The sequence below is a fragment of the Pseudomonas segetis genome, assembly GCF_900188155.1.
Classification (GTDB): Bacteria; Pseudomonadota; Gammaproteobacteria; order Pseudomonadales; family Pseudomonadaceae; genus Aquipseudomonas; species Aquipseudomonas segetis.
In genome coordinates this window covers 113,055-137,558 of record NZ_FZOG01000008.1, presented here as the reverse complement: position 1 = coordinate 137,558, position 24,504 = coordinate 113,055, and the positions used below count along the sequence as shown (strand labels likewise).

The 24,504-nt window shown below is 57.3% G+C and carries 21 protein-coding genes; 9 read left to right on the top strand and 12 right to left on the bottom strand.

The annotated features are described in order from the left end of the window. Nucleotides 1–120 precede the first annotated feature (120 nt). The 5 genes from CHB79_RS20385 to CHB79_RS20365 form a co-directional block, all read right to left on the bottom strand. Nucleotides 121–636, bottom strand: a complete 516-nt coding sequence (locus tag CHB79_RS20385) for an Hcp family type VI secretion system effector (protein WP_089361238.1) — start codon at nucleotides 634–636, stop codon at nucleotides 121–123. Nucleotides 637–919: 283 nt separating this feature from the next. Then, on the bottom strand, nucleotides 920–1,126 hold the full coding sequence (rmf, locus tag CHB79_RS20380; protein ID WP_010485960.1) for a ribosome modulation factor: 207 nt from the start codon (nucleotides 1,124–1,126) through the stop codon (nucleotides 920–922). Nucleotides 1,127–1,283: 157 nt separating this feature from the next. Further along, nucleotides 1,284–2,876: a glutamate--cysteine ligase gene (gene gshA / locus CHB79_RS20375; RefSeq protein ID WP_089361237.1), complete on the bottom strand. Its 1,593-nt coding sequence runs from the start codon at nucleotides 2,874–2,876 to the stop codon at nucleotides 1,284–1,286. 181 nt (nucleotides 2,877–3,057) lie between these two features. Then, nucleotides 3,058–3,444, bottom strand: coding sequence for a PaaI family thioesterase (locus CHB79_RS20370; RefSeq protein WP_010485961.1), 387 nt, complete (start codon nucleotides 3,442–3,444; stop codon nucleotides 3,058–3,060). After that, nucleotides 3,441–5,762 carry a Tex family protein gene (locus tag CHB79_RS20365; protein ID WP_089361253.1) on the bottom strand — a complete coding sequence of 774 codons (2,322 nt, stop codon included), beginning with the start codon at nucleotides 5,760–5,762 and terminating at the stop codon, nucleotides 3,441–3,443. Before CHB79_RS20365 ends, CHB79_RS20370 begins: the two co-directional genes overlap by 4 nt. 332 nt (nucleotides 5,763–6,094) lie before the next feature. Between CHB79_RS20365 and ompR the strand changes: the two genes are divergently transcribed. Continuing rightward, the gene (gene ompR / locus CHB79_RS20360) at nucleotides 6,095–6,832 is read left to right on the top strand and encodes an osmolarity response regulator transcription factor OmpR (RefSeq protein WP_089361236.1); all 738 of its coding nucleotides are present in this window, start codon (nucleotides 6,095–6,097) and stop codon (nucleotides 6,830–6,832) included. An 87-nt stretch (nucleotides 6,833–6,919) separates the two neighbouring features. Further along, nucleotides 6,920–8,233, top strand: a complete 1,314-nt coding sequence (locus CHB79_RS20355) for an ATP-binding protein (protein WP_089361235.1) — start codon at nucleotides 6,920–6,922, stop codon at nucleotides 8,231–8,233. A gap of 65 nt (nucleotides 8,234–8,298) precedes the next feature. Here CHB79_RS20355 and rimK read toward each other — a convergent pair whose 3' ends face one another. Further along, the gene (gene rimK / locus CHB79_RS20350; protein WP_089361234.1) at nucleotides 8,299–9,204 is read right to left on the bottom strand and encodes a 30S ribosomal protein S6--L-glutamate ligase; all 906 of its coding nucleotides are present in this window, start codon (nucleotides 9,202–9,204) and stop codon (nucleotides 8,299–8,301) included. Beyond that, nucleotides 9,201–9,668, bottom strand: a complete 468-nt coding sequence (rimB, locus tag CHB79_RS20345) for a retropepsin-like aspartic endopeptidase RimB (RefSeq protein WP_029529444.1) — start codon at nucleotides 9,666–9,668, stop codon at nucleotides 9,201–9,203. Before rimB ends, rimK begins: the two co-directional genes overlap by 4 nt. 75 nt (nucleotides 9,669–9,743) lie before the next feature. Between rimB and CHB79_RS20340 the strand changes: the two genes are divergently transcribed. From CHB79_RS20340 to CHB79_RS20320, 5 genes are all read left to right on the top strand, one after another. Continuing rightward, complete coding sequence (locus CHB79_RS20340; RefSeq protein ID WP_089361233.1) at nucleotides 9,744–10,142, top strand: RNA-binding S4 domain-containing protein; 399 nt, start codon at nucleotides 9,744–9,746, stop codon at nucleotides 10,140–10,142. A 128-nt stretch (nucleotides 10,143–10,270) separates the two neighbouring features. After that, a complete protein-coding gene (gene hslO / locus CHB79_RS20335) occupies nucleotides 10,271–11,158 on the top strand; it encodes an Hsp33 family molecular chaperone HslO (protein WP_089361232.1) in 888 nt (295 codons plus the stop codon). 220 nt (nucleotides 11,159–11,378) lie between these two features. Then, a complete protein-coding gene (locus CHB79_RS20330) occupies nucleotides 11,379–12,920 on the top strand; it encodes a phosphoenolpyruvate carboxykinase (protein ID WP_010485972.1) in 1,542 nt (513 codons plus the stop codon). Between the two features lie 209 nt (nucleotides 12,921–13,129). Next, entirely contained in the window at nucleotides 13,130–14,929 is a 1,800-nt protein-coding gene (locus tag CHB79_RS20325) for an acyl-CoA dehydrogenase C-terminal domain-containing protein (RefSeq protein ID WP_089361231.1), read from the top strand. Nucleotides 14,930–15,097: 168 nt separating this feature from the next. Further along, entirely contained in the window at nucleotides 15,098–16,876 is a 1,779-nt protein-coding gene (locus tag CHB79_RS20320) for an acyl-CoA dehydrogenase C-terminal domain-containing protein (RefSeq protein ID WP_089361230.1), read from the top strand. 55 nt (nucleotides 16,877–16,931) lie between these two features. Here CHB79_RS20320 and CHB79_RS20315 read toward each other — a convergent pair whose 3' ends face one another. Both CHB79_RS20315 and CHB79_RS20310 read right to left on the bottom strand, forming a co-directional pair. Continuing rightward, on the bottom strand, nucleotides 16,932–17,600 hold the full coding sequence (locus CHB79_RS20315) for an endonuclease (RefSeq protein WP_089361229.1): 669 nt from the start codon (nucleotides 17,598–17,600) through the stop codon (nucleotides 16,932–16,934). A gap of 367 nt (nucleotides 17,601–17,967) precedes the next feature. Further along, nucleotides 17,968–18,528, bottom strand: coding sequence for an NADPH-dependent FMN reductase (locus tag CHB79_RS20310; protein ID WP_010485981.1), 561 nt, complete (start codon nucleotides 18,526–18,528; stop codon nucleotides 17,968–17,970). A 264-nt stretch (nucleotides 18,529–18,792) separates the two neighbouring features. On the opposite strand from CHB79_RS20310, the gene CHB79_RS20305 reads away from it, so the two are divergent. Continuing rightward, nucleotides 18,793–19,032, top strand: a complete 240-nt coding sequence (locus CHB79_RS20305; RefSeq protein ID WP_089361228.1) for a hypothetical protein — start codon at nucleotides 18,793–18,795, stop codon at nucleotides 19,030–19,032. A gap of 160 nt (nucleotides 19,033–19,192) precedes the next feature. Continuing rightward, nucleotides 19,193–19,351 (top strand): YqaE/Pmp3 family membrane protein, encoded by a 159-nt coding sequence (locus tag CHB79_RS20300; RefSeq protein ID WP_010485985.1) that lies wholly within the window; start codon nucleotides 19,193–19,195, stop codon nucleotides 19,349–19,351. A gap of 173 nt (nucleotides 19,352–19,524) precedes the next feature. On the opposite strand, the gene CHB79_RS20295 is transcribed toward CHB79_RS20300, so the two are convergent. The 3 genes from CHB79_RS20295 to CHB79_RS20285 form a co-directional block, all read right to left on the bottom strand. Then, nucleotides 19,525–21,078, bottom strand: a complete 1,554-nt coding sequence (locus CHB79_RS20295) for an acyl CoA:acetate/3-ketoacid CoA transferase (protein WP_089361227.1) — start codon at nucleotides 21,076–21,078, stop codon at nucleotides 19,525–19,527. An 82-nt stretch (nucleotides 21,079–21,160) separates the two neighbouring features. Beyond that, nucleotides 21,161–22,546: a GntP family permease gene (locus CHB79_RS20290; protein ID WP_010485988.1), complete on the bottom strand. Its 1,386-nt coding sequence runs from the start codon at nucleotides 22,544–22,546 to the stop codon at nucleotides 21,161–21,163. Between the two features lie 310 nt (nucleotides 22,547–22,856). Continuing rightward, the gene (locus tag CHB79_RS20285) at nucleotides 22,857–24,335 is read right to left on the bottom strand and encodes a sigma-54 interaction domain-containing protein (RefSeq protein ID WP_089361252.1); all 1,479 of its coding nucleotides are present in this window, start codon (nucleotides 24,333–24,335) and stop codon (nucleotides 22,857–22,859) included. Between the last annotated feature and the right edge of the window lie 169 nt (nucleotides 24,336–24,504).

Genomic DNA, 24,504 nt, shown 5'->3' with positions numbered 1-24,504 from the left:
GTGAACACTCAACACCCCGCACAGGCTTGGCTTGTGCGGGGTGTTTTGTTTTACAGCAACTATTGGCGACACTCGGGGCCGTTCGTGCCAGCCCCTGGTTGCAGCCATTGCATCAAGCAATCATGCGACCGGGGTGCGCCAGTCGTCAGAGCCCGAAGTCCCGGAGACTTCATGGGTCCAGATAATTTTACGGTAAGTCAGGTACACATCTTCCAGATGGGTAAAGTGACTCATGTTCGGGTCTTGGCAGTTGGGCATGTGGGATTGCACATCAACCACAATTGCATCTTCGAGTTCGATGGTGAAGTAGTGTTCCTGGGTGCCGGTCGCTGAGGTGCGGTACCACTCAAGGCGGCATTTGGTCAGGCGTTCACCGGAGGTCAGTGCGTTGAAAATCAGGGGTGATGCCTTGTCGAAAACCTTGGTGATCATCAGTGGCTTGTGCACGCGCTGGCCGGTTGGCTGGCCGGATTGCGGGTCACGGGGGATGATTACCTGATGATTGAAACCCTGTACGAGTATCTGGTCTTCGTGGCCTTCCTGGTAGATGTTGCCCACTGAATCTTCGGTGAATGTGTTGGCCGTCATCAGGCCTTGCTTGGTCCCTTCGAGGGTCAGATATGCAGGTGTTGGCATGAGAGCGTTCCTTGCTGAAATGGGTGAATCAGGATTGACTCACTCAACAAGGTAGAGCGATTCCCGTGCCACTCTTTCAATAGCTTATGCAAATCAACCGGTTAGGGTTGCTTTGGGCTTGAGCCGAGGGATTATGCCCAGTGTCTGGCTATTTTTTGTGCAAGTTGTTGCGCAGCGCTGTGCAGATTGTTGCGCAACTTGAGCAAGGCCAATGTTGGCGGGGGATTGCTGCGGGTATGGGGTGGCGGGCAGGCGTTACCTGTGCAAGAAATTGCGCAAACAACTAGGCCGACTCTCGTTTGACCAAGTCATATTGTTCGTGCCCGTCATCCCAGCCCGCTTCCCAGGCAGCACTGAGCACTTCGGCTGTTTGCCTGGCAGGGGTCTTGGGTTGTCCGGTTAGACCGGCCATATAACCTTGTTGGTACGCCTTGTTAAGGTTTTCAAGGCTCCAATCCTGATTTTGCTCGCTCTGCGACTCTGACGCCATGGGAGTACCCAGTTAATTCAACTAGTGCTTATGCTAGCTGTGTTGAGGCGCTATAACTGGGCCGCTGGTCTCGGCTTTTGCTCCGCTGGTTATATTTGTGACCTGTGCCTCTATCTGCCGGCAACAGTCGCTGCGCGGCAGAAGTTCAGGGGCGTGCCTAGCTTGATAGAGGCTCGTCGTGGCCAAGTATGCTGGCTTGGTAAGTGGCGACAAAGGTGTCGAAGTCGCCCTCTTGATTGGCTTCGATTTCAGCCTGCTCACGCAGTGAGTCTGCACTGGTTTGCTCAAGTTCTGCGTTTTGCTCGGGGCTCAACGGTTGGCGATTGAAGTAGTCGGCATGCAGCTTGCTCTGGCGCAGCGCAAACTGGGCAAAGCTTTCGCCCTGTAGTTGCTCCAGCACCTGGGCGGATGGCGTCAGCCTGACGTCAGCGACTTTCTCACGTTGAGCTTGCAGCGCCTGGCTATGGCTTACGCCACCATGGCTGCGGTCGAGCAAATCGGCCATTTGCTGGATTTCGTCGAGCAATTGATTGGCCCAGGCCTTGAGTTCGACCTGTGCGCCCTTACGCTGCAAATGCAGGCCAGGACGTCGACCTTCCTTGACCACCTTGAGGAAGTTCTCGGTGCAGGCCATGCACTCGTCGTGATCGAGCGCCGGGCTTTCCTGAAGTGCGCAGTAGAGCAGGAAGGCATCGAGGAACTGTGCTTGCTCAAGGTTGATGCCCATGGGCAAGAACGGGTTGATATCGAGGCAGCGCACTTCAATGTACTGTACGCCGCGGGCAACCAGCGCCTGGATAGGGCGTTCACCGCTGTAGGTTACGCGCTTGGGGCGAATGCTTGAGTAGTATTCGTTTTCAATCTGCAAAATATTGGTATTGAGCTGCAACCAGTCGCCATTGGCGTTGCGCGTACCGATTTCAACATAGGGCAGGTAAGGTGTGCCGACCGCTTGGCGCAGGCTATCGGTGTAGCTGGCAAGGTCGTTGTAGCAGGGTGTCAGCTCCGCCTGGGCATGGCTTTGATAGCCCAGGTCGCTCATGCGCAGGCTGGTTGCATAAGGCAGGTACAGGGTATCTGCATCAAGCTGCTGCAATGAGTGTGGGCGCCCGCGCATAAAGCCGACATCAAGCGCCGGCGAGGCACCAAAGAGGTACATCAGCAGCCAGCTGTAGCGGCGAAAGTTACGGATCATCGCAATGTAGCTTACGGATTGATAATCCTGCGCACATTGGTTGCAGCTATCGAGGCTTTGCAGCAGCGGCCAGAGCTGATCCGGCAAGGAAAAATTGTAGTGGATGCCCGCAATGCATTGCATGGTCTTGCCATAGCGCAAGGCCAAACCCTGGCGGTACACGTACTTCAGCTTGCCAATGTGCGAATCGCCATATCGAGCGATCGGGATAACCTCTTCGGCTGGCAATGCGCAGGGCATTGACTGGCTCCACAGGTACTCGCCCCCAAGCTTGCTGTAGGTATAGCGGTGGGTTTGCTCGAGGCTGGCCAGTGTCGACGCCGGATCGGCCAGCGCCGGGGTGATGAACTCCAGCAGCGCTTCGGAATAGTCGGTGGTGATCTGCGGATGGGTCAATGCCGAGCCAAGCGCCTTGGGGTGGGGCGTCAGTGCAAGCTGGCCATCGCTATCAACCCGCAGGCACTCGCGCTCGATGCCATGCAGGCACTGAGTCAGCAGCGAGAGGTGGTTTGGCTCGCCAAGCAGTGCCACGCGGCGGGATAACAAATTGCTCAAAGTTGAATTCCTTCACCCATCAGTCGGGCCAATATGGGGGCACATTGAACAGTCTGCAAGGGGGGGCAGCAATTTGCCTGGCCGTTTAAGTTAATGGCAGCTGGTTGTCGCAGCACCACAAGTAAAGGGACTGCGACAACTGCCAACCAGGCTGTTTATACAGCAGCATAGCTCAGGCCAGTTACACGCGAGCGAAGGTGCCTTGCGCTGTAGCGACAAGTTTGTCGTCCTGATGCACCTGGGCTTCCACTACTAAAGTTCGGCGGCCTGAGTGCAATACTTTGGCGACGCAGATAACTGCGCCCTGGTCGATTGCGCGGATATAGTTGACCTTGCATTCGAGCGTGACGCTGCCCTGATCGAAGCCGTGGGCGCTGGAGCAGGCCAGTCCCATGGCAATGTCGATCAATGAAAACAGTGCGCCGCCATGCAGTTTTTTGTGTCGATTGCGCAGTGGGTCGGTGAGTTCAAGGCGCACCCGGGCCTCACCATCAGCCACGCTCAGCGGTTCTACGCCGAGCAGTTGGCTGAATGCGCTAGAGGTTAATTCCTCTGGCAGATCGGTCATTTTTTCTTCAACTGTTTGGCGTTGGCGAACAACGAGGCCATTGCATTGTTGACTGGTGCTGGTTTGTTTTCCGGGCGCGGGGCGGGCGTGTTGCTGCGCGAGTTATTACCGCGATTACCGCCACCGCGAGGGCCTTCGACCTTTTCGCCAGGGGTGTCGCTCATACGCATGCTCAGGGCTATCCGGTTGCGCGGGATGTCGACTTCCATGACCTTGACCTTGACCACTTCCCCGGCCTTGACCGCCTCGTGAGGGTCCTTGATGAATTTCTCGGACAGTGCGGAGATATGCACCAGGCCATCCTGATGCACGCCGATATCGACAAAGGCACCGAAGTTGGTGACGTTGGTGACTACACCTTCGAGAATCATCCCCAACTGCAAGTCATTGAGGGTTTCAACACCTTCCTGGAACTCGGCAGTCTTGAACTCCGGACGTGGGTCGCGCCCCGGTTTTTCCAGTTCCTGAAGAATGTCGCCAATGGTGACCAAGCCAAAGGTTTCATCGGTGTACTGTTTTGGATCAAGCCGCTTGAGGAAGCTGCTGTCGCCAATCAGTGAGCGGATATCGCGGTTGGTGTCCTTGGCAATGCGTTGCACCAATGGATAGGTTTCCGGGTGGACGGCCGAGGCGTCCAGCGGGTTGTCGCCATTCATGATGCGCAAGAAGCCTGCTGCTTGCTCGAAGGTCTTGTCGCCCAGGCGCGGGACTTTTTTCAGCTCGTCACGGGATTTGAATGCGCCGTTGGCATCACGGTGGGCAACGATATTCTGCGCCAGGGTGCTGTTGAGGCCGGAGATACGTGCGAGCAGGGCGCTGGAGGCGGTATTTACATCAACCCCCACGGCGTTTACGCAATCTTCAACCACGGCGTCCAGGCCACGGGCCAGTTTCAGCTGGGAAACGTCGTGCTGGTATTGGCCAACACCAATTGATTTCGGATCGATCTTTACCAGCTCCGCCAGCGGGTCCTGCAGGCGACGGGCAATGGATACCGCGCCGCGAATGGTCACGTCCAGGTCCGGGAATTCCTTGGCCGCCAACTCGGATGCCGAGTACACCGAGGCGCCAGCTTCGGAGACCATGACCTTGGTGGCCTTGAGCGCTGGGTACTTCTTGATCAGCTCAATCGCCAGCTTGTCGCTCTCGCGGCTCGCGGTGCCGTTGCCGATGGCAATCAGGTCAACCGAGTGCTTGGCGCACATTGCCGCCAGGATCGAGATGGTTTGATCCCACTGGTTCTTCGGTGCGTGTGGGTAAACCGTGGCGCTGTCGAGCAGCTTGCCGGTGGCGTCGACCACGGCGATTTTGCAGCCGGTGCGCAAGCCAGGGTCCAGGCCCAGTGTGGCCCTTGGTCCAGCCGGGGCGGCGAGCAGCAGATCGTTAAGATTGCGGGCGAATACCGAGATGGCTTCGTTTTCAGCCTGTTCGCGCAGGTCGCTGAGCAAGTCGGTTTCAAGGTGGGTGTAAAGCTTGACCTTCCAGGTCCAGCGCACGACTTCGGCCAGCCATTTGTCCGCGGGGCGTGCTTGATTGCTGATGCCAAAGCGCTCGGCAATCATGCCTTCGCACGGGTGCATGGTGCCCGGCAGTTCGTCGCCTACTTTCAGGCTGGTACTGAGAATGCCTTCATTGCGGCCACGGAAAATGGCCAAGGCCCGGTGCGAAGGCATGCCCTTGAGCTTTTCATCGTGCTCGAAGTAATCGCGGAACTTGGCGCCCTCGGCTTCCTTGCCTGCAATCAGGCGGGCACTGATGGTCGCGTTGTCGCTCATGAAGCTACGCAGGCTGGCGAGCAGGGTCGCGTCTTCGGCGAAGCGTTCCATGAGGATGTACTTGGCGCCTTCGAGCACGGCCTTGGTGTCGGCAAAGCCTTTTTCAGCATCGATAAAACGCGCAGCTTCGTTTTCGGGTGTCAGGCCTGGGTCGTTAAAGAGCGCGTCGGCCAGTTCACCAATGCCAGCTTCCAGGGCAATCTGGCCTTTGGTGCGGCGTTTTTGCTTGTATGGCAAGTACAGGTCTTCAAGACGGGTCTTGGTGTCGGCCAGGCTGATTTCACGCTGCAACTCGGGGGTTAGCTTGCCTTGCTCTTCGATGCTGGCAAGGATGCTGGCACGGCGATCATCCAACTCGCGCAGGTAGCGCAGGCGCTCTTCCAGGTTACGCAGCTGGGTGTCATCCAGGCTGCCGGTCAATTCTTTACGGTAGCGCGCAATAAAGGGTACGGTCGAACCTTCATCCAGCAGCGCCACGGCGGCGGCAACCTGTTGCGGGCGTACGCCCAGTTCTTCGGCGATGCGGTTGTTGATGCTATCCATATATAAAAAACTACCCACACTGGAACGAAAAACCAGCCTCGCAAACGAGCGATCATCCGAAAAAAAACCGCTTGTTTGCGGCCATAAATTTTCAAATGCACCTTGCGGGCTAGACACTAAAGCGGCGCATTATAAACACCGTAATGGAGTGAACTGAGACCGTTCGGGGAAAAATCTGCTAACAATGGGTCGCAACAGATAATCTGGCGCTTGAGCCATAATGCTTGCATTGGAGACTATCCAGTGGTTATTACGCCTGCAAATAACGGCTGCGCCCGTGGCTGCAGGGGGTTATAAATGACTGGAACAGCGTCTCGGTCTAGGAGTTATACATGAGTGGCACTGCACCTGTGGTTGAAGGCGAAAAAATTCTGATTGTCGATGACGATGCCCGTCTTCGGCGCTTGCTTGAACGTTTCTTTGAAGAACAAGGCTATCGCGTGCGTGCGGTAGAGAATGTTGAGCAAATGGACCGTGTCCTGGCGCGCGAGTTGTTCAGCCTGCTGGTGCTTGACCTGATGCTGCCGGGCGAGGATGGCCTTTCTGCCTGCCGCCGCTTGCGCGAATCGAATAATCAAATGCCAATCATCATGCTTACCGCCAAGGGTGACGAAGCCAGCCGGATTCAAGGCCTGGAGCTGGGTGCGGACGATTACCTTGCCAAGCCATTCAATCCGCGCGAACTGCTGGCGCGGGTCAAGGCCGTGCTGCGTCGCCAGGCACCAGTGGTGCCGGGTGCGCCAGGTAGCGAAGAAGCCAATGTGACCTTTGGTGACTACGAGTTATCCCTGGCCACTCGCGAGCTGAAAAAGGGCGAAGAAGTACACATGCTGACCACCGGTGAGTTTGCCGTGCTCAAGGCCCTGGTACAGCACGCCCGCGAGCCGTTGACTCGTGACAAGCTGATGAACCTGGCCCGTGGCCGTGAGTGGGATGCGCTGGAACGTTCGATTGACGTACAGATTTCCCGCCTGCGCCGCTTGATCGAGCCTGACCCGTCCAAGCCACGCTATATCCAGACCGTCTGGGGCGTTGGCTATGTCTTCGTGCCGGACGGCAACAAGTCCTGATTGGCTGGCGATGCTGCTTGATTGAGACCGCATAAAGGCTGGGCGCTTCGGCGCCCGGTTGTCATTTCCCTGGCTTGAAAGTGACTGATGAAAGCACCCCTGTGGTTCCCACAAAGTTTCTTCGCACGCACCTTGTGGCTGGTGTTGATCGTCGTACTGTTCTCCAAAGCCTTGACCCTGGTTTATCTGTTGATGAACGAGGACATGCTGGTTGATCGTCAATACAGCCATGGCGCCGCGCTGACGCTTCGGGCCTATTGGGCTGCCGACCCGGAAGACCGTGATCGCATTGCCCAGGCCGCTGACCTCAAGCAAGTGCCCCGTAAGGTGGTGCCGGCGAGCGAGCAGCACTGGCCCTACAGCGAGATTTTCCAGCGCCAGATGCAGTCGGAGCTCGGCCCGGAGACTGAAGTGCGGGTGCGCGCCAAGAGCCCGCCCGCGTTGTGGGTGCATGCGCCGACCTTGGGCGAGGGCTGGATTCGCGTGCCCCTGTATCCACATCCATTGCGTAGCCAGCAGATCTGGAGCGTGCTCGGCTGGTTCCTGGGTATCGGCTTGCTTTCGACTGCGGCGGCGTGGATTTTCGTTCGCCAGCTGAGTGCGCCGCTCAAGGGCCTGGTGTTTGCCGCGCGGCAATTGGGTAAAGGTCGCAGCGTGCGCTTGCCGGTAAGTGATACGCCCAACGAGATGATGGAGGTGTATCGCGCCTTCAATCAGATGGCCGAGGATGTCGAGCAGGCGGCTCGCGAACGTGAGCTGATGCTCGCCGGGGTTTCCCATGATTTGCGCACGCCCTTGACGCGCCTGCGTTTGTCATTGGAGTTCCTGCAGAACGACTCGGAACTGACCGATGACATGGTCCGGGATATCGAGGACATGGATGCAATCCTCGACCAGTTCCTGGCCTTTATCCGCGATGGCCGTGACGAGCCTGTCGAAGCGCTTGATCTGCTGGCGCTGGTGCGTGAGGTGGTGGCGCCCTACAACCAGCAGCAAGAGAAGGTCCGGCTGTGCCTTGAGCCGGTGCCGGTGTTCCCGTTGCGGCGTATTTCGATCAAGCGCCTGCTGGCCAATCTGATCGAAAATGCGCTGCGTTACGGTGGCGATACCGCAGAGGTTGCGGTGTCAATGTCGGGCGACAGCAGCGCGCCTTATGTGGTGTTGAGCGTGCTTGATCGCGGCGTCGGGATCGATCCGTCCGAGCTCAACAGCATCACCAATCCCTTTATTCGTGGCGATCGGGCGCGTGGTGGCCAGGGGGCAGGGCTGGGCCTGGCGATCGTCAAGCGTATTGCCGCCTTGCACGGCGGCAGTGTTGAGTTGCGCAACCGTTCCGGCGGCGGGCTTGAGGCGCGTATCTGCCTGCCGCTAGGCCTGTTGCTGCCGCGCGATGCGGTCTGAACCAGCCAAGGCAGGATGTAAGCGTTAGGTGTCAAGACTGGGCCTGACCTCCAGCGCAGCGGCGGTCAGCCTTTGCCTTTGGTGCGAGTCAGGCGTGGGCTGCTGTTCTTTTCGAGGTATTGAATGATGATCCCGGCGACATCCTTGCCCGTGGTTGATTCAATGCCCTCAAGACCAGGCGAAGAATTGACCTCCATCACCAGCGGACCGTGATTGGAGCGCAGGATATCCACCCCGGCAACGCTGAGGCCCATGACCTTTGCGGCGCGAATCGCGGTCATGCGCTCTTCCGGGGTGATCTTGATCAGGCTGGCAGAGCCGCCGCGATGCAGGTTGGAGCGAAATTCGCCGGGCTTGGCCTGGCGTTTCATGGCGGCAATGACCTTGTCACCGACCACAAAGCAGCGAATGTCGGCACCGCCTGCCTCCTTGATATATTCCTGCACCATGATGTCTTGCTTGAGGCTCATGAAGGCCTCGATCACTGACTCGGCGGCTTTCTCCGTCTCGCACAGCACCACGCCGATGCCCTGGGTGCCTTCCAGTACCTTGATTACCAGCGGCGCGCCGTTGACCATGTGGATCAGGTCCGGGATGTCATCGGGGGAGTGGGCAAAACCTGTCACAGGCAGGCCTATGCCGCGCCGCGAGAGCAGTTGCAGCGAGCGCAGCTTGTCGCGCGAGCGGGCAATCGCCACGGACTCATTGAGGGGCACCACGCCCATCATTTCGAACTGGCGCAGTACCGCGCAGCCGTAGAACGTCACCGAGGCGCCTATCCGCGGGATCACCGCATCAAAACCTTCAAGTGGTGCGCCCCGATAGTGGATCTGCGGTTTATGGCTGGCGATATTCATGTAGGCGCGCAGGGTGTCGATAACCATCATTTCATGCCCTCGCTGCTGGCCGGCTTCGACCAGGCGACGGGTTGAGTAAAGTCGCGGGTTACGCGACAGCACAGCGATTTTCATTGAGCACCCGAGAGGTCGATAAGCGAAGGTTTGTCTTGTACGTAGGTGAGCGCCGGGTTGACCACCAGCTGGCCGGCAATCAGCGCCTTCGAGCCGAGTAGAACCCTGTAGCGCATGGTCTTGCGGCATGCGAGGGTAAATTCTATTGGCCACAACCGGTCGCCAAGTGACAGGTTGGTCCGGATCACATAGCGATTTTGCGTCTGGCCATTGGAGCTTTTAATCCGTTTAACTGTCACCAGAGGCGCTTCGCAGCGATGCCGGCTTTGCACCAGTGTGCCGATGTGCGCGGTAAAACGTACCCATTGCTCGCCGTCACGTTCAAAGGGCTGGATGTCCGAGGCATGCAGGGTCGAGGTGCTGGCGCCGGTATCGATTTTAGCGCGGATGCCGACCATTCCCAGGTCCGGGAGGTTGATCCACTCGCGTAAACCGATCACGTTTAAATGGTCAAATGTCTTCAATAGGGTACACCCACCTTAATTCCCGGCATTCTAGACAACTGCAGCAGGCAATATTCACAAAATATGGCTGAAATAATGAACGATAAAGATGACGACAAGGTTCGCCTGGACAAATGGCTCTGGGCTGCACGTTTTTTCAAGACCAGGGCCCTGGCCAAAGCGGCGATTGAAGGTGGCAAGGTCCATCATCGCGGTGAGCGCTGCAAACCCTCCAAGGAGCCCAAGGTTGGCGATGAACTGGTTATTCGCAGCGGCTTTGACGAGCGTACGATTATAGTCCAGCTATTGTCCGGCGTGCGTCGTGGGGCACCCGAGGCGCAAACCCTGTACCGTGAGACGCCAGAGAGTATTGAACGCCGCGAGCAGGCCGCCGCGCAACGAAAAGCCGGAGCCTTGGGCATGCAGACCGATGGCCGGCCGAGCAAGAAACAGCGCCGCCAGATTCATCAGTTTCGCGACAATCAGGATGGCTGAAGCTGCAAAACAGCTCGCTTTGCAGTGGCCGATAGACTTTTTTGTCGGCAATGATAGATAAGAGGCGCTTGGTCAGCTCGGCATTTGCGCCTAAAATCCACGGCCCGGTCACTTATTGTGAATTAGGCATGTCCGATTCTACTCAACGTTTTTTGTTCGACGACACCGATATTCGCGGTGAAATGGTCAGCCTGACTGACACCTACAGCCATGTCCTGGCCAAGCACCCGTATCCGCAACCTGTCGCCCAGCTGTTGGGCGAGCTGCTGGCGGCTGCCTCGCTGCTCATTGGTACCCTGAAGTTCGATGGCCTGCTTATCCTGCAGGCGCGCTCTTCCGGCGCAGTGCCTCTGTTGATGGTCGAGTGTTCCAGCGCCGGCGAGCTGCGTGGCATTGCTCGCTATGACGAAGCGCAAATCACGGCTGATGCCGGTTTGCGCGAACTGATGCCCGAAGGCATGCTGGCAATGACCATCGATCCGGCCAAGGGCCAACGCTACCAGGGTATTGTCGGTCTGGAAGGGGATAACCTGGCCGAGTGCTTCTCCAGCTATTTTGCGACATCCGAGCAGTTGCCGACCCGTTTCTGGCTGAGCGCCGATGGGCAACGCGCACGTGGCTTGTTGCTGCAGCAGTTGCCCGCCGACCGGATCAAGGACGCCGAAGGCCGTGAAGCCAGCTGGCAGCACATCTCGACCCTGGCCAATACCCTGAAGACCGAGGAATTGCTGGGCCTGGACAATGAAACTGTGTTGCACAGGCTGTATCACGAGGAGCCTCTGCGGGTATTCGAGCCACGCGCCTTGCAGTTCCGTTGCAGTTGCTCGCGTGAACGCTCAGCCAATGCGCTGGTCAGTCTAGGTCAGGAAGATGCCGTTCAATTGCTCGATGAGCATGAGGGCAATGTGGTGATCGACTGTCAGTTCTGTAATCAGCGTTACTCGTTTGACGCTGCAGATGTTGCCCAGCTCTTTGCAGGCGGCGGCAGTCAGTCGCCATCCAGCACCCGCCATTGAAGGCCATGCTGAAAACTTAGTGTGTTGAGCTGTTCGAGGCCGTCAATGCTGGGCCTCGACAGTGCCAAACATCAATAATGCGACTGTTTGGTCTGATCAGAGGCTGCACTTTTCAGTTTCTTTTCTGGCATAATCCGGCGCACTTTTTTCTATGTAGTAGCGTGTAAGGCCTACTACAACACGCACGAAGGAATCGGCCAGCCGGCCGACGGGGACTCACATGACGCAAGCCAATAACGCCGTGTACACCGACATCAGCGCCGCCCAACTGGTTGAAGAGGCCCTGCGTCGCAGTGAAGGCGAATTAGCCGATAACGGTTCACTGGTCGTTCGCACTGGTCACCGTACCGGTCGTTCGCCTGCTGATCGTTATATCGTTCAAGAGCCGAGCACCGAGTCGAAAATCGCCTGGGGCGCCATCAACCGTCCGTTCCCTGCCGACAAGTTCGACGCGCTGTGGGATCGCGTGCAGGCCTTCTCCGACGCTCAGGACAGCTTTGTCTCGCACGTCCATGTCGGTTCGGCCGAAGCCCACTACCTGCCGGTCAAGATGACTACCCAGACGGCTTGGCAAAATCTGTTTGGCCGCTGCCTGTTCATCAATCCTGAGCAGTACAACCCGGCTGGTCGTGATGAGTGGCAAGTACTCAACGTAGCCAACTTCGAGTGCGTGCCAGAGCGTGACGGCACCAACTCCGACGGCTGCGTGATTCTGAACTTCGCTGCCAAGAAAGTCCTGATCGCCGGCATGCGTTACGCTGGCGAAATGAAGAAAGCCATGTTCTCGGTGCAGAACTTCCTGCTTCCGGAAGCTGACGTGCTGCCAATGCATTGCGCGGCAAACATCGGCGAAGAAGGCGATGTAACCTTGTTCTTCGGTTTGTCCGGTACTGGCAAAACCACCTTGTCGGCTGACGAAAGCCGCTACCTGATTGGTGACGACGAGCACGGTTGGGGCAAGGGCGTTGTGTTCAACATCGAAGGTGGTTGCTACGCCAAGTGCATCGACCTTTCCGAGAAGAACGAGCCGGTCATCTGGAAAGCCATTCAGTTTGGTGCCGTGCTGGAAAACGTCGTACTCGACGAAAACCGCACTCCCAACTACGCCGATGACAGCCTGACGCAGAACAGCCGTGCGGCCTATCCGCTGGAGCTGATCGAGAAGCGCTCCGAGAAAAACCTCGGTGGCGAACCCAATGCCGTGATCTTCCTGACTTGCGACCTGACGGGTGTATTGCCGCCGGTGTCGATCCTGAACGAAGAGCAAGCGGCCTATCACTTCCTGTCTGGCTACACTGCCTTGGTGGGCTCGACCGAAATGGGTTCTGGCGGCGGCATCAAGTCGACATTCTCGACCTGCTTCGGTGCGCCGTTCTTCCCGCGTCCGGCAGGTGAGTATGCCGAGTTGCTGATCAAGCGCATCCGTGGCTTTGGCTCCAAGGTGTACCTGGTCAACACCGGCTGGACCGGTGGCGGTTATGGTGTTGGCAAGCGTTTCAACATCCCGACAACCCGTGGTGTTATCGCTGCGATCCAGAGCGGCGCGCTGATCGGCACTGAAACCGAGCACTTGCCAATCATCAACCTGAGCGTGCCCAAGTCGGTACCGGGCGTTGAAACCAACTTGCTCAGCCCGCGCAATACCTGGGCCGACAAGAACGCCTACGATGAAGCCGCAAAAGGCCTGGCCAAGCTGTTTATCGACAACTTCGCCAAGTTCGATGTGTCGGATGAAATCCGCAACGCAGGTCCGCAGCTCTAAGAGACCTTAGGCTGCAACTGCCGTATGGCCAAACACCCCGCGCTAGCCAGCCTAGCGCGGGGTGTTTTGTTTTCAGGTAATGGTGCTTGCATGCGACTGGCCAGTTTATGGCAGCGCATTCATCGAGGTGAGCTTGATTGCCCGGTGCAGGCTGTCGAAGTAGTTTGAAGTCATTACGCGCCCCGCGCGCCTGCTGATGGAGAGCGAACATGCCTGATTACAAAGCGCCAATGCGCGATATGCGTTTTTTGGTCGATGAAGTTTTTGATTTCCATACAAGCTACGCAGCGCTTGGCGCGACCGATGCCTCGCCGGATATGGTCAGCGCCATTCTTGAGGAAGGTGCAAAATTTTGCGAGCAAGTGCTGGCGCCGATCAACCGTTCTGGTGACGAGCAAGAATGCCAGTTCGACAACGGCGTAGTGACCACGCCCGAGGGGTTCAAAGAAGCCTTCGCCCTTTATGTAGAGGGGGGCTGGAATGGCTTGGCCGCGGACCCGGCGTATGGCGGGCAGGGCTTGCCGCATTCACTGGGGTTGATGATCAGTGAGATGGTTGGTGCCAGCAACACCTCGTGGGGCATGTACCCGGGGCTGACCCATGGCGCGATGTCGGCCATTCATGCTCACGGCAGTGAAGCGCAAAAGCAGACCTACCTGACCAAGCTTACCGAAGGCACCTGGACCGGTACCATGTGCCTGACCGAAGCCCATTGCGGCACGGATCTAGGCATCATCAAGACCCGCGCTGTGCCCCAGGCAGATGGCAGCTATTCGCTTACCGGTAGCAAGATCTTCATCTCGGCCGGTGAGCACGACATGAGCCAGAACATTGTCCATCTGGTGCTGGCCAAGCTGCCGGATGCACCCGCAGGCACTAAAGGGATTTCACTGTTTATTGTGCCGAAATTCCTCCCCGATCCGGCAACGGGCGAGGCGGGCGAGCGCAACGGTGTGTCGTGCGGTTCCATCGAACACAAGATGGGCATCAAGGCCTCGGCGACTTGCGTGATCAACTTTGACGGTGCTCGTGGCTTCTTGATCGGAGAGCTGAACAAGGGCCTGAACTGCATGTTCACCATGATGAACCATGCACGTTTGGGCACGGGCATGCAGGGCCTGTGCCTGGGTGAAGCCAGTTTCCAGGGCGCGATCAAATACGCCAACGAGCGGCTGCAAATGCGTTCGCTCACCGGGCCCAAGGCGCCGGAAAAGGCCGCTGACCCGATCATCGTCCATCCCGATGTACGCCGCATGCTGCTGACCATGAAGGCCTTCAATCAGGGCAATCGCGCCCTGGCCTACTTCACTGCACAGTTGCTCGACCAAGCGCACCGTGCGGACAGTGCCGAGGCACGTGAAGAAGCGGAGAACCTGCTGGCTTTACTGACACCTATTTGTAAGGCCTTTATGACCGAGACGGGTCTTGAGGTGACTAACCACGGCATGCAGGTGTTCGGCGGCCATGGGTTTATTCGCGAGTGGGGCATGGAGCAACTGGTACGTGACTGCCGCATCGCGCCTATCTATGAAGGCACCAACGGCATCCAGGCGCTGGACCTGCTTGGGCGCAAGGTCCTGGGCAGCCAGGGCAAGCTGTTGCGCGGCTTTACCAGGATCGTGCACAAGTTCTGCGAAGCGCAAGCCGCCAACCCGCAGTTCAGTACCTATGTCAGCCAATTGTCTGGCCTGAACAAGCAATGGGGTGAGTTGACCCAGCAGATTGGCATGGCCGCGATGAAGAATCCGGATGAAGTCGGCGCTGCTTCCATGGATTACCTGATGTTCTCAGGCTACGTCATCCTGGCGTACCTCTGGCTGCGCATGGCGCTGGTCGCCTCGGATAAGCTGGCCGCAGGCAGTGGCGATGCCGAGTTCTACCAAGCCAAGCTGGCAACCTGTGAGTTTTACTTCAAGCGCTTGTTGCCACGTACCGCCACGCACCTTGCTGCTGCCCAGGCAGGCAGTGATTGCATGATGAGCATGAGTGCTGAAAGCCTCGCATTCTGACCAGCGGCCGGCTGACCAAGACCTGCCATTTGGCAGGTCTTTTTATTTCAATAATATGCAAACGGTTTGTGAATTACTGGTCACAACTCGACCCTATGTGTCACCAATGTTGTTCGGGTACACTCCAAAGACTGTTGCGAATCTGTATTCAAGTTTTGAGGAATGACCATGGCGGACTACAAAGCTCCCCTGCGCGATATGCGTTTTGTACTTAACGAAGTTTTTGAAGTATCAAAGCTTTGGGCTCAGTTGCCGGCTTTGGCTGAAGTGGTTGATGAAGAAACCGCCAATGCAATCCTCGAAGAAGCAGGCAAGGTCACTGCCGGTATTATTGCCCCGCTCAACCGTAGCGGCGATGAAGAAGGCTGCAGCTGGAGCAACGGTGCGGTGAAAACCCCGGATGGCTTCCCGCAGGCCTATAAAACCTACGCCGAAGGCGGTTGGGTGGGTGTTGGTGGCGATGCCATGTTCGGCGGCATGGGCATGCCCAAGGTGATCTCGGCCCAGGTCGAGGAAATGGTCAACTCGGCCAACCTGTCGTTTGGCCTGTACCCTATGCTGACCGCAGGCGCTTGCCTGTCGATCAACGCCCACGCCAGCGAAGAGCTCAAGGAAAAGTACCTGCCAAACATGTATGCCGGCACCTGGGCAGGCTCCATGTGCCTGACCGAGCCGCATGCCGGTACTGACCTGGGCATTATCCGCACCAAGGCTGAGCCGCAGGCAGATGGCAGCTACAAAGTCAGCGGTACCAAGATCTTTATCACCGGCGGTGAACACGACCTGACCGAAAACATCATTCACCTGGTATTGGCCAAGCTGCCAGATGCGCCAGCGGGCCCGAAAGGCATCTCGCTGTTCCTGGTACCCAAGTTCATGGTCAACGCCGATGGCTCCCTGGGCGAAGCTAACAGCCTGTCCTGCGGTTCTATCGAGCACAAGATGGGGATCAAGGCTTCGGCAACCTGCGTGATGAACTTCGACGGCGCGACCGGCTACATCATTGATGCACCGAACCGTGGCCTGGCGGCAATGTTCACCATGATGAACTACGAACGTCTGGGAGTGGGTATCCAGGGCTTGTCGACCGGTGAGCGTTCTTACCAAAGCGCGATCGAATATGCGCGCGAGCGTATCCAGAGCCGTGCGCCGACTGGCCCGGTTGCAACGGACAAAGCCGCTGACCCCATTATCGTGCACCCTGATGTTCGGCGCATGTTGCTGACCATGAAGTCGCTGAACGAAGGCGGTCGTGCATTCTCCAGCTATGTTGCCATGCAACTCGATACCGCCAAGTTCAGCGAAGATCCGGCCACGCGCAAACGTGCCGAAGAGCTGGTTGCTCTGCTGACGCCCGTGGCCAAAGCCTTCCTCACCGACGTCGGGCTGGAGACTACAATCCACGGCCAGCAGATTTTCGGTGGTCATGGTTTTATACGTGAGTGGGGCCAGGAGCAGTTGGTTCGTGACTGCCGTATCACCCAGATCTACGAAGGCACCAATGGTATCCAGGCGCTTGACCTGGTTGGCCGCAAGGTGATCGGCAGTGGCGGGGCGTTCTACAAGCACTTCGCTGACGAAATCAAAGCCTTCACCGATTCGGCCGACTCCTCGCTGTCCGAGTTTGTTGAGCCGCTCAAAGGTGCAATCAGCATTCTTGAACAGATGACCGCGGACTTGCTGGAGCGCGCCAAGAGCAATCCGAATGAGATCGGTGCGGCTTCGGTCGAGTACCTGCATGCCTTTGGCTACACCGCCTATGCCTACATGTGGGCGCTGATGGCGCGCACGGCATTGGCCAAGCAGGGTGAAGATGACTTCTATGCAAGCAAGCTCGGCACAGCGCGCTTCTACTTTGCCCGTATCTTGCCACGCATTCATTCCTTGAGTGCTTCGGTCAAGGCCGGTAGCGAAAGCTTGTATCTGCTTGACGCTGCGCAGTTCTAAGCAGTCGCTTCGGCACTAAAAAACCCGCTTCGGCGGGTTTTTTAGTGCTGGAAAATCAGTTGTTGCTGATTCGCTCGGCCAACGATGGATCGTCAATAAAGCGGTTGCGGATGCCTTGCAGCTCGGCGATTTTATCGTTGCGGGCTTTCTCGGCGGTATCGGGCGGGTCGATCTGGTTCCATTTCTTGTACATTTGCACCGGGCCAATAATTGGCAAGTCGTATTCGCTGGCCATATAGAAAATTGCCCGGGCAATGTTGCCCTTGGCGTCATCGCGAGGTTCAACCAACTGAAAGGTTGCCTGCATCTGGCAGCCAATGTCGGCCAGCTTGTTCGCCGCGTTGTCATCCAGTTCCCCGAACTGTGCGTTGCGTCGAACCAGTTCGGCGCGGGCAAGTGCCGGGTAGAGGTTATGCAAGTCGGCCTTCATGTAGGGGTAGCGTGGGTTGACCACCGCACATTGGTTGTCGGTGGTACAGCGCAGGGCGCGCTTTAGCTGCTTGCCGTTGTAGACCTCGCTAAGCGTCAGCAAGCCGCTTTGCTGGTCGAATGCCTGGCCGCAATAGAGGGTTGCGCCGCCGTTTGCGTAAACAGTCTTCCACAGCAGCTGTTCGGCGCTCTTGTGGTCAGCCGTTTGTGTTTGTCCCCCGGTCGGGCCTGCGAGGCTGGTAATGCAGGCCAGGCTGGAAAACGCGAACAGGATCAGTGGTTTTAGAGATGGCATGGCAGTTGGCGTTAGTCTGATTGTTTTATGTAAATGTGAGCAAAATCGCAGAAGAACGCAAGCCGATCAAACGCTTGGTTGGTTTTATATAGCGAAATGCTTACAAGCAGCGTCATGTTTTAGCCCTGTTGCCTATAACGGCAATAGCCTAAATTAGATCGCGTGGACGTAGTGCAGGAAGCACGTATTACTATCATGGATACGATGGAATGCCTGCCAGGATGGCAAGCAGGTCAAGGAAGATCGGATACAGTCTGCATGAACCTCGCTTTTAAAGCGGGGTTTTCTTTTTTCCGGGGTTTGCTTTTTGCAAGCTCCAGCCCCTTTGTCCTGGGGGCGCCGCAACAATAGCGGCGCACCTCTTTACTCAGGCCTTGTGGTGCAGTTCGACCCACTTTGCATAGGCGTCGATAAACTTTTGCAGGAAAGGTTTGACGCTGTCGCTGAGCTGGCCGTTGTCGTCGAAGAAACTGCCGGCACCGCCCAGATAGGCTTCTGGTTGCTGCATCATTTGCACATTGAGAAATACCATTGACTGGCGCAGGTGATGGTTGGCGCCAAAGCCGCCAACGGCGCCCGGCGATGCGCTTAGCACCGCACCTGGCTTGTCACTGAATACACTCTGGCCGTAAGGACGCGAGCCCACATCAATAGCGTTCTTCATTGGGGCAGGCACCGAGCGGTTGTACTCGGGAGTGACGAACAGCAGTGCGTCGGTTGCCTTAACTTGATTGCGAAACTCGGTGTAGGCGTCCGGTGCGGGTTCGACATCGATGTCTTCGTTGTACAGCGGCAAGGCTCCGATTTCGATGATCTTCAACTGTAATGACGGGGGAGCCAGATCAGCCAGGGCCAGTGCAAGTTTGCGATTGATCGAAGCTTTGCGCAGGCTGCCGACCAAGACGGCGACGGTGTATTGCTTGCTCATAAATGCTCTCTCTGCTGATTAATGGAAACGCAGCTCTACGGATGCGGTAGAACAGACTATAGCTACAAAAGCTTGACAGTCGTATTTCGCAAAGGTTTGAACCTAAGCAGAAAAGGGCGGAACCTGTTGTGCAATTGTCATTAATTGTGTGGATATTCAAATTACAAAAAAACTTCGCCTCAGGATACAGCCTGGGGTTTTGCACGTTTTTTTAGCTGAACTGCCTCCTGAGCTCTAACCCATGAAGCCTTCAAGGAGAACACCATGAATACCTACAGGCTCACCCACTTTGATTTGTTCGACCCGGCACAGCAGCTAGAAGCTGAAGAATGCCCGGGCCAATTGTTGGCGTTTGACACAATCGCGAAGCAAGAAACCGCAGCCGTGGAAAGGCCCGGTATCCATCAGAAAATTGCTGGGGTCATTACCCTGGTCGAGCAGCTAAATCGCCAATTGGGCGGTACTGCAAGACAGTCCAAAGCGGTAAATCGCTTGCAGCCTTAACCTGGTCCGGAGGTATATGCGGCGCCGGTTTCAGCCACTGTTTGCTGGACGCCGTTGCCAGGGATGGCGCTGAGTAAACACACACAGGCTGAACTGTCGGGGCAATGACGAGTCAAAATTTACGTACCCAATGCCGGGGCATCCACAAAGGAGCTTTTCAATGGATCTGATCCGAATTTTGATCGCCATTTTGTTACCGCCACTTGGTGTTTTCCTGCAAGTCGGCCTGGGAGGCGCTTTCTGGCTGAATATCCTGTTGACCTTGTGCGGTTACATTCCAGGTATCGTTCACGCCGTCTGGATTATTGCCAAGCGTTGAGTGCAGCGCCTGACGCCGCACTTGATGTGCGGCGTTGGAGAGTCATCCAACACCCTGCGAAGACGAAGTTCTCGCAGGGTGTTTTCATTTCTGGGCCTGAACCACATCAGGGCATTCACTCTGCGAGTGGATCAGGCCAGGCTGGCAAGGCCCGGTGGGCGCGCTGCTAATCCTCAAGCCAGCGTTGCTTTCAGGCCCATGGCACCTTCGGCGAACAGCCTGGCGTCCATCAGCTTGGGGTTGCGTACAATGGGGGCGAATGCCATGCGCTGCAATATATCGCGCTGCAGGTCTACACCGGGGGCTATTTCTATCAGCTCCAGGCCCTGCGCTGTGAGTTGGAACACGCAGCGCTCGGTAACGTACAGCACAGGTTGTCCGCGCTCGGTAGCGTGCTGCCCGGAGAATGTACGGTGCTCGACCTGTTCGACGAACTTGCACATATCGCCGTCCTGATTGATTTTCAGTTGCCCATCGACAATCTGGATATCCTGCTTGCCCGCACTAAAGGTGCCGACAAATACCACACGCTTGGCGTTCTGGCTGATATTGATAAAACCGCCAGCACCCGCCAGGCGACTGCCAAACCTGGATACGTTGAGATTGCCTTCAACATCGGCCTGGGCAAGTCCGAGAACAGCCAGGTCAAGCCCGCCGCCATCGTAGAAGTCGAATTGATAAGGCTGGTCGAGCAATGCGCTGTGATTGCTCGCGGCGCCAAAATCCAGTCCTGATGCAGGGACGCCACCAATCACGCCGGGCTCAGCCGTGAGCGTGAGCATATCTATCATGCCTTCCTCGGCTGCAACGGCCGCAACACCCTCGGGCATGCCAATACCGAGATTGACCACGGCGCCAGATGACAACTCCATGGCCGCGCGCCTGGCAATCAGCTTGCGTATCTCAAGTGGCATGGGCGCGAGGCTGTCGAAGGGGACGCGTGTTTCGGCGGAGAATGCCGGGTTATAAGCTGTGGCAAAGGTCTGTTGATGGTTTTCTGGTTGAGCGACCACGATGCAATCGACCAGGATTCCAGGAATCTTCACATCTCGCGGATTGAGCGTGGCGCTTTCAACCATACGCTCGACCTGTGCAATGACCAGGCCGCCGCTGTTGTGCGCAGCCATGGCGATGGCCAGGCTTTCAATGGTCAGGGCTTCGCGTTCAAAACTGAGGTTTCCTTCGGTGTCGGCGCTGGTTGCACGGACGATGCCGACATCAATCGGGAAGGTCGGGTAAAACAAATAATCCTGGCCATCGATTGGCATCTTGCGCACCAGCTCGGCCTGGGTACGCTGGTTGAGTTTGCCGCCGCCAAAGTCCGGGTCGACAAAGGTGCCCAGGCCGACCTTGGACAGTTGCCCGGGTTTGCCGGCTGCGATGTCGCGGAACAGTTGCGAGATTACTCCTTGCGGCAGGTTGTAGGCTTCGATGAGGTTATCCACCGCGAGCTTCTGCAAGCCTGGCACCAGGCCCCAATGGCCACCGATAACCCGACGCACAAGCCCCTGGTGGGCAAGGTGGTTGAGGCCACGTTGCTTGCCGTCACCTTGACCTGCGGCGTACACCAATGTCAGGTCGCGCGGGCTTTGCTCCTGTTGAAAACGCTGTTCCAGGGCGATGGCGATTTCTTCGGCAAACCCGATGCCGACGAATCCGCCCGTGGCGATATTGCTGTTATCGGTTATGCGCGCCACTGCCGCGGCTGCGCTCATGACTTTACTCATGGCGAATACTCGAAAACTAAGGAAGTCCAAGACTGGCGTGAACCAAGCATGCCGAGGTCGAAAACCCCGGCATGCTTGTGGTTTAAAAACTACCGAACAGGGTGCCGAGGGTAATGACCACCGCCAATGCAAGCATTGGAAAGGCCACGGTATTGACGAAGATGAACTTGTACGACTCGCGGTGAGTGAGCTTGCAGATCGCCAGCAAGGAGATGACCGCACCGTTATGTGGCAAGGTATCCATGCAGCCCGAGGCCATTGCCGCGACGCGGTGTAAGAGCTCCGGGCTGATACCCGCTGAAGTGGCCAGTGTCATGTACTGCTCACCGAGCGTTTTAAGGGCGATGGACATGCCGCCGGATGCCGAGCCAGTAATACCGGCCAGGATATTCACCGCCACCGCTTCGGAGATCAGCGGGTTATCGGAGACGCCCAAGACCAGGTCGCGGATCACCACGAAGCCTGCCAGGGAAGCGATGACCGTGCCATAACCGACTTCGGCAGCAGTATTCAAAATCGGCAGCATTGAGCCAAACGAGCCCTCGTTGACGGTTTTCTTGAGGTCCATCCAGCGCTTCCAGTGCAGCACAATCAACAGCAGAACCGCGACGGCCAGGGCCACGATAATCGCCCAGATACCAATCAGGGATTTAGCGTCAGACAAACCGCCAAATTCAGGCTTGGCCAGGTAGCTGGCATCGATATTTGGCAAGATTTGCTTGGCCATCAGGAAGTTCAGGCCAATCACCAGCAGTATGGGCAGCAGTGCCAGCCAGAAGCTAGGCGTGTAGGCGTGCGTTTCCAGAACCGGGTCATCCTGATGTTCGCCATAGCCTTCGCCGGCTGCCTTGAGTTTGCGCGCTTGGGAGGTCAGCCACCAGGTTCCCAGGCCAAACATGATGGAGCCGGCAATAATGCCAAGCCCTGGCGCGGCAAAGGCGTCGGTGCCAAAGAAGGGGTTGGGAATCGCATTCTGGATGGCCGGAGTGCCGGGCAGCGCGGTCATGGTAAAGGTAAATGAACCCAGGGCAATCGCGCCCGGGATCAAGCGCTTGGGAATACCCGCCTCGCGAAACAGGGCGGCGCCAATTGGATACACGGCGAATGCCACCACGAACAATGAGACGCCGCCGTAAGTGAGAATGCCGCAGGCCAGCACAATGGCCAGAATGGCGCGCTCGCTGCCAACTTTAGCGACGATGCCATGGGCAATGGCGCGAGCAGACCCCGAGTCGTCCATTAACTTGCCGAATAATGCCCCAAGCAGGAATAACGGGAAGAACTGGATGACGTAGCCGCCCATGGCCTTCATGAATACTTGGGTGTAGGTGGGCAGCAGCATGCTGGCTTCGCCGGAAAACAGCAGCGCCAGCAGGGCAAGCAACGGGGCGAGAATCAGCACATTGATGCCGCGATAAGCGAGGTACATCAACAGTGCGAGTGAAATCAGAATACCGAGGGTACCCATAGGTCATTCCTTTTTGTTGTTGTTTTAGGCGCCGCTCTAGTTGGCGGGCCGGCTAAAGCTGTGCGTCACAGACAGGCATACGCACATCTGGGTTTACTAGAGCGAAAGCTGTGCCAAGTGGTTCAAGACTTTAGTTGTATTGAGGCGAAAGGCCCGAAGAACGGGCCTTTCCGGCATCAATGAGCGGTAGGATTGGATTTAAAGACGAGAGCGGTACTGTCTATTAAATTGGACATGTATGATTTTTTGGAGCGGTTGGCGATTAAGGTGTCTAGTTTTCTAGACATTAAACATTCACCGTTCAGCCCAGTCAGCGCTCGGCCAGGCCGTGCTGTTGCAGCTTGTTGTAGAGGCTGGCACGGGATATTCCCAGCTGGATGGCCGCTTGCCTGCGGTTGCCGGAGCAGGCGGCAAGGGCCACCTGCAAGGCTTGGCGTTCTGCCTGTGCAAGGCTGTGGGCCAGTGGGGGCGCTTGATGCTCGTGCGCTGGCGGTGTCGATTGGGCTGGTACATCGGCCAGCACAGAGAGGCTCGGAGCGGATGAACTGAGCAGCGGTTGGATCAACTGTGCATCGAGCAGGGTGCCTTCAGCCGCGAGCTGCACCCGTTCCAGCAAGTTGCGCAATTCACGGACATTGCCCGGCCATAACTGCCTGGTCAACAGTTGTAGGGCGCCATCGCTAAGCTCCATGGGTGCCTGCCCCGAACGATTGGCGATGTCATCGAGCAGATGTTCGACCAGCGCAGGAATGTCTTCACGACGCTCACGCAGCGCCGGCACATTCAGGCTCAGTACATTGAGGCGGTAATACAGGTCGTCACGGAACTGCCCATTGGCGACCTTGGCTTCCAGGTCGATATGGGTGGCCGCAATCACCCTTACGCTCAAGGGTTTCACCTGGTTCGAGCCCAGCGGCTCCACTTCCTGCTCTTGCAGCACACGCAGCAGCTTGGCCTGTAGCGGCATGGGCAAATCGCCTATTTCATCGAGAAACAAGGTGCCGCCATCGGCCAGTTCGAACTTGCCAATGCGCGCTTTGCGATCAGCGCCGGTGTAGGCCCCGGGAGCTGTACCAAATAGCTCGGCCTCGACCAGCGTTTCCGGAATAGCCGCGACATTGACTGCAACAAAGGCACCGTTTGCCCTTGGCGATAGGTTGTGAATGCCCTGGGCCAGCAATTCCTTGCCGGTGCCGGTTTCGCCACGCAGCAATACAGTTGCATCCAGTTGCGCGGCACGCCGGGCCTGACGTTTGACTTCGCTGGCCGCGTGGCTGGCACCAATAAAACCGGCGATGGTGTAGCGCGCACGCCGGGCCTTGGCCAGCTCATGCTGAGTGGCGAGCAACTGGTTTTGCAGGCTGTTGTATTTGGCCATCAAGGGCTTCAAGTGCCGGGCGCGGTCAAACAGCACGAAGCCAAGTGCGCCGACCATGGTGCCGTCCTCGTCGCGTAACGGAATTCGCGTGACGACAAAGTGCTCATCCCCAAAGGCCATCAGATCCAACATGCTTGGCTGGCCGCTCTCTACCACTTCACGCAACTTGCTGGCAGGCAAGACGTCTTCGATGTCCTTGCCCAGGACGCTGCGGACATCGCTTATGCCCACCTTTTGGGCGTACTTGTCGTTTATCCAGACAATTCGCGCCTGGCGGTTAACCGCAATGGTGCCTTCGCACTGCGCATTGAGGTGATCGAACAATAGTGGCATGGCCACGGCGCGAAAGCGCTCGGGTGAGACGCCGACGATCAAGCCATCGTGGTCGAGGTCTTCGCGGGAAATAGTCATCGCCGGCAGCATCCTGAAAAGCAATCGGGCGATTATGGCCAGCGCCAAGGCCTGTTGTCCAAAGCAGGCGCATCATGCCTTTTGATAATGGCACTTTATGCGGGCATTTGAGATAGTTAGTAGGCTATGCGCTAGCCGCTGGCGAGCCGTTCGTGACTCACAAGGTCAA

Coding starts and splice junctions, on each gene's coding strand:
- CHB79_RS20370 (WP_010485961.1), bottom strand. CDS start 3,444: ATGACCGATCTGCCAGAGGAATTAACCTCTAGCGCATTCAGCCAACTG.
- CHB79_RS20290 (WP_010485988.1), bottom strand. CDS start 22,546: ATGGGTACCCTCGGTATTCTGATTTCACTCGCACTGTTGATGTACCTC.
- rimK (WP_089361234.1), bottom strand. CDS start 9,204: ATGAAAATCGCTGTGCTGTCGCGTAACCCGCGACTTTACTCAACCCGT.
- CHB79_RS20365 (WP_089361253.1), bottom strand. CDS start 5,762: ATGGATAGCATCAACAACCGCATCGCCGAAGAACTGGGCGTACGCCCG.
- hslO (WP_089361232.1), top strand. CDS start 10,271: ATGTCCGATTCTACTCAACGTTTTTTGTTCGACGACACCGATATTCGC.
- CHB79_RS20320 (WP_089361230.1), top strand. CDS start 15,098: ATGGCGGACTACAAAGCTCCCCTGCGCGATATGCGTTTTGTACTTAAC.
- CHB79_RS20385 (WP_089361238.1), bottom strand. CDS start 636: ATGCCAACACCTGCATATCTGACCCTCGAAGGGACCAAGCAAGGCCTG.
- CHB79_RS20300 (WP_010485985.1), top strand. CDS start 19,193: ATGGATCTGATCCGAATTTTGATCGCCATTTTGTTACCGCCACTTGGT.
- CHB79_RS20305 (WP_089361228.1), top strand. CDS start 18,793: ATGAATACCTACAGGCTCACCCACTTTGATTTGTTCGACCCGGCACAG.
- CHB79_RS20310 (WP_010485981.1), bottom strand. CDS start 18,528: ATGAGCAAGCAATACACCGTCGCCGTCTTGGTCGGCAGCCTGCGCAAA.
- CHB79_RS20355 (WP_089361235.1), top strand. CDS start 6,920: ATGAAAGCACCCCTGTGGTTCCCACAAAGTTTCTTCGCACGCACCTTG.
- CHB79_RS20285 (WP_089361252.1), bottom strand. CDS start 24,335: ATGACTATTTCCCGCGAAGACCTCGACCACGATGGCTTGATCGTCGGC.
- rmf (WP_010485960.1), bottom strand. CDS start 1,126: ATGGCGTCAGAGTCGCAGAGCGAGCAAAATCAGGATTGGAGCCTTGAA.
- CHB79_RS20330 (WP_010485972.1), top strand. CDS start 11,379: ATGACGCAAGCCAATAACGCCGTGTACACCGACATCAGCGCCGCCCAA.
- ompR (WP_089361236.1), top strand. CDS start 6,095: ATGAGTGGCACTGCACCTGTGGTTGAAGGCGAAAAAATTCTGATTGTC.
- CHB79_RS20340 (WP_089361233.1), top strand. CDS start 9,744: ATGAACGATAAAGATGACGACAAGGTTCGCCTGGACAAATGGCTCTGG.
- CHB79_RS20295 (WP_089361227.1), bottom strand. CDS start 21,078: ATGAGTAAAGTCATGAGCGCAGCCGCGGCAGTGGCGCGCATAACCGAT.
- CHB79_RS20325 (WP_089361231.1), top strand. CDS start 13,130: ATGCCTGATTACAAAGCGCCAATGCGCGATATGCGTTTTTTGGTCGAT.
- CHB79_RS20315 (WP_089361229.1), bottom strand. CDS start 17,600: ATGCCATCTCTAAAACCACTGATCCTGTTCGCGTTTTCCAGCCTGGCC.